The organism is Rhodanobacter thiooxydans LCS2 (assembly GCF_000264375.1).
GTDB lineage: Bacteria > Pseudomonadota > Gammaproteobacteria > Xanthomonadales > Rhodanobacteraceae > Rhodanobacter > Rhodanobacter thiooxydans.
The window spans coordinates 1-3724 of sequence record NZ_AJXW01000001.1; the positions used below are offsets into that span (position 1 = coordinate 1).

Annotated in this window: 5 protein-coding genes and 1 pseudogene; 4 read left to right on the plus strand and 2 right to left on the minus strand. The window is 67.5% G+C overall.

The genetic code is table 11. The annotated features are described in order from the left end of the window. The 4 genes from UUA_RS00005 to UUA_RS00020 form a co-directional block, all read left to right on the plus strand. Positions 1 to 535: thiol:disulfide interchange protein DsbA/DsbL (locus tag UUA_RS00005; protein WP_008433163.1), on the plus strand; the 535-nt coding region annotated here is incomplete at its 5' end. A 76-nt stretch (positions 536 to 611) separates the two neighbouring features. Then, a complete protein-coding gene (locus UUA_RS00010; protein ID WP_008433164.1) occupies positions 612 to 1262 on the plus strand; it encodes a thiol:disulfide interchange protein DsbA/DsbL in 651 nt (216 codons plus the stop codon). Between the two features lie 114 nt (positions 1263 to 1376). Then, positions 1377 to 2189, plus strand: coding sequence for an endonuclease/exonuclease/phosphatase family protein (locus tag UUA_RS00015; protein ID WP_008433166.1), 813 nt, complete (start codon positions 1377 to 1379; stop codon positions 2187 to 2189). Further along, positions 2186 to 2593, plus strand: coding sequence for a hypothetical protein (locus UUA_RS00020; RefSeq protein ID WP_153022900.1), 408 nt, complete (start codon positions 2186 to 2188; stop codon positions 2591 to 2593). Before UUA_RS00015 ends, UUA_RS00020 begins: the two co-directional genes overlap by 4 nt. Before the next feature lie 77 nt (positions 2594 to 2670). On the opposite strand, the gene UUA_RS20165 is transcribed toward UUA_RS00020, so the two are convergent. Both UUA_RS20165 and UUA_RS19590 read right to left on the minus strand, forming a co-directional pair. Continuing rightward, positions 2671 to 2802 carry a hypothetical protein gene (locus tag UUA_RS20165; RefSeq protein WP_268793796.1) on the minus strand — a complete coding sequence of 44 codons (132 nt, stop codon included), beginning with the start codon at positions 2800 to 2802 and terminating at the stop codon, positions 2671 to 2673. A 407-nt stretch (positions 2803 to 3209) separates the two neighbouring features. Then, positions 3210 to 3724, minus strand: a pseudogene (locus tag UUA_RS19590) (glycoside hydrolase family 17 protein); the annotation flags it as partial.

The window sequence follows — 3724 nt, forward strand, 5'->3', positions numbered from 1 at the left end:
CGAGGTGTTCTCCTACGGCTGCCCGGCCTGCAACGGCTTCCATTCCACTGTCGAGCAGATCGCCAGCAGCCTGCCGCCGAACGCGGTGATGAACTACCTGGCCGCCTCGTTCCGCCCGGACGAGAACTGGCCGATGTACCAGCGCGCATTCTACGCGGCGCAGGCGCTGGACCTGGTCGGCAAGACCCACGACGCGATGTACGACGCGGTGTGGAAAAGCGGCGAGCTGTCCACCTACAACCTGAAGGCCAGCGGGCTGAAGCCGCGCTCGGCATGGCCGACCATCGAGGACGCGGCGAAGTTCTACGCCAAGTACGGCGTCGACCCGAAGGAATTCGTCGGCGTCGCCAACTCGTTCACCGTCAACACCAAGATGAAGCGTGCCGACGACCTGATGAAGGCCTATGGGGTGGACAGCACGCCGACCATGATCGTCAATGGCAAGTACCGCTTCACGGCGAGCTCCGCCGGCGGCTACGCGCAGTCGATCGAGCTGACCCAGTGGCTGGTGGCCAAGGAAGCCGCCGGCAAATAAGCCGGTCTGGTCAGGCCGGTTCGGTTAATCTGGCCCGCACGGCGGCCCCACCGCCTACCCGCGAAGAGAGACCTGCATGTTCAAGCGATTTTCCCACCTGCGCGTGCTCACCCTGCTCGCCGGCCTGCTGCTGGCCAGTGCCTGCACCGCGCAGTCCGGCGCGCCGGCGCCGTATACCGAAGGTAGCGAGTACGTCACCCTGCCCGCTCCGCACCAGCGCTACAGCAGCGATGGCAAGGTGGAGGTGGTCGAGGTGTTCTCCTACGGCTGCATCCACTGCGCGCAGTTCGCGCCGGCCGCCGAGAAGCTGCGCCAGCAGCTGCCGGCCGGAGTCGAATTCAAGCTGGTGCCGGCGCCGTTCAGCGCGGAGTGGCTGCCGTATGCGCGGGCCTACTACGCGGCAAAGCAGCTGGGCGTGGTCGAGCGCACCCATCTGAAGCTGTTCGACGCCAAGTTCGCCCAGCACTACCCGATCAACTCGCTGGACGAACTGGCCAACTTCTACGCCGCCGAGGGTGTCGACCGCGCCGCCTTCATGCGCCTGGCCACCTCGCCCGAAGCCACCGCGAAGATGAAGGAAGACCTCGCACTGATCCAGAAATGGCAGGTGGACGGCACCCCGACCATCGTGGTCAACGGCAAGTACCGCGTGGCCACCGTGCACTCGTTCGACGAAATGCTGGCGGTGACGCAGTGGCTGGTCAAGCGCGAACTGGCCGGCAAGTAGGCACGCCCGGCAGCGCCGGCTGACGCGCCGTTCATCTGCGCTGGCTCATGCTGGGCGCAGTGCCCGGCGCCTGCGTATGCGCGCCGGCGTCCCTTTCCCGTGTAGTGTGTCGCGATGACCCGTGCCGCCACCTCCCCTGCCGCCCCTGCCGAGCGCCACCTGCGCCTGCTGAGCTGCAACATCCTGGCTGGCGCCAGCGTGCAGCGTTACAGCGAGTACGTCACCCGCAGCCTCAACGCGATGCTGCCGGGGCGCAGCAAGATGGACAACCTCGACCGCCTGGCCGAGGTGCTGGCGCAGTTCGACGTGATCGGCCTGCAGGAGGCCGACGCCGGCAGCCTGCGCTCGGGCTTCCTCAACCAGACCCGCTACCTCGCCGAGACCGCCGGCCTGCCGTTCTGGAGCCACCAGCCGAACCGGGCGATGGCCCGGCTGGCACACTCGGCGAACGGCCTGATCAGCCGGCTGGAACCGCACACGGTACTGGATTACCCGTTGCCCAGCCGCATTCCCGGCCGCGGCGCGCTGCTGGCCCAGTTCGGCGAAGGCGACAACGCGCTGGCGGTGATGATCGCGCACCTGTCGCTGAGCGCGCCGGCGCGCGCGCGCCAGCTCGGCTTCATCGCCGAACTGCTGCAGGACTTCCCGCACGCGGTGCTGATGGGCGACCTCAACACCGAGCCCGGCAGCACCGAGATGCGCCAGCTGTTCGCCAAATCCACCCTGCAGCCGCCAGCGCAACCAACGCCGACCTTCCCCAGCTGGAAGCCGCGGCGCGCGCTGGACCACATCCTCACCTCGCCGGCGATCCGGCTGGAGAAAACCTGGGCCTTGCCGCAGGCGTTCTCCGACCACCTGCCGCTGGCGGCGGAGATCAGCCTGCCGGCGCACGTCGGCGGCCAGCCCGTGCCGACCACGCGCCGATGAGCGCACCGATGGCGAAGCAGGCGCTGGCCTGGCTGGCCCTGCTGGCGGTGGCGGCGCTCGCCGCCTGGCTGCGCTACGGCCTGGTCGAATCCAGTGCGATCGGCCAGCTGTGCAGCGCCGGCCACGCGCCGTGGTGGTGCCGCTGGCGGCAATGGCTGGTGCTGGGCTTCCTGCACGACGTCTACGGCATCGCGGCGCTGGCCGCGACCGCGCTGGCGTTGCTGCACCGGCGCGCCTGGGCCGCCTGGCTGGCCGCCGCACTGGGCGCGTTCGCGCTCGAGCTGTACTGCGTGGAAAGTGGCGCGCTGGCGCTGCTGCTCGGCGGGCTGTTCTTGTGGCGCGCGTGCATCTTCGATACCGGCCGTCCGAACCAAGAGCCCCGTATCAGCAGACCCTTCCTCTGATCGCCAGCGCAGCATCCACTTGGAGTCGGCGTCAACTCGCCGCACCTGCGCCACCTCACTTGCCGGGGTACTGCACTTCAAAGTTGAATCCGCCCCGTGATGTTGCCGTTGGCATCGGCTTCGGCCAGCGGCGTTCCCTGTGGGTCGGTGTATACGTGCGTCACTGTGCCCGCATGCGCCAGCGGGATAGCCAGCAGCATCCACAACATCAGCCATTGCCCGTATTTGTTTACAGTATCGACTCCCTGAGTTCTTGACGCTTTCCTCGACCATCGGTTTTGGACACCAGCGCTGATGAACTCATCTTCACGGCTCGGCGGCAGCTCTCTCGCCACGAATGCACATGCCTCCCCTGATGCCGACATTGCATCCAGGCCATAGGGAATGGTTCATCCGCAAATATTCACGATGTCAACCGAAAAAGTTCGCGCAGACCGGATTTAGTGTGGCGGACAGCTCATTCCCAGAGGTTGACTAACTCAATCTCGAGAATCGGTCGCAAGAACCTCGTACAAGAACGGAACTCCACGTCAAAAGAGCCACGAGTTCGCGAAGAAACCCGCCCACGAGAAGCGTTTTCAGAAAAAGATGGCACGTCTTCGTGCGCGGAGAGCGCTCAGGCAACCTGTCCATCACGCCGCGCGCGGCACCACTCCAGCAGCACTGGCAGCACCAGCAGCAGGTTCAGGCTCAGCCATAGCCACGCCACCGGCGTGAGGCCGGCTTCCTGCAGCAGCACCGCCAGCGCCAGCGGCAGCGGCCACAGCGCGAGGAAGCGTTCCTCCGGCAACGGCATGGTCATGGCGTGGCGCTCGCCCAGCCAGCCGAGCAATGCGTAGCCCAGGCACGGCAGCCAGAACAGGCCCAGCGGGAAATCGCGATAGCGGCCGTCGACCGCCAGCAGCAGGCCGTAGTAGGCCAGCGCGAACAGCCAGCCCGCACGCAGCCAGCGCGGCGGTGGGGCGGATGCGCTCGTGCCGGCCAGCCGCGCGGCGATCCAGCGCGCCAGCCGTAACGCGGTGAGCAGGGCCAGTGCGCCGGCGGCAAGCGACAGCGCCCACTCCCAGCCGTCGCGGCAGGCGTACAGCATCTGCCGGAACTGCCACGCCAGCGCGCTGCCGCTGGCCGCGC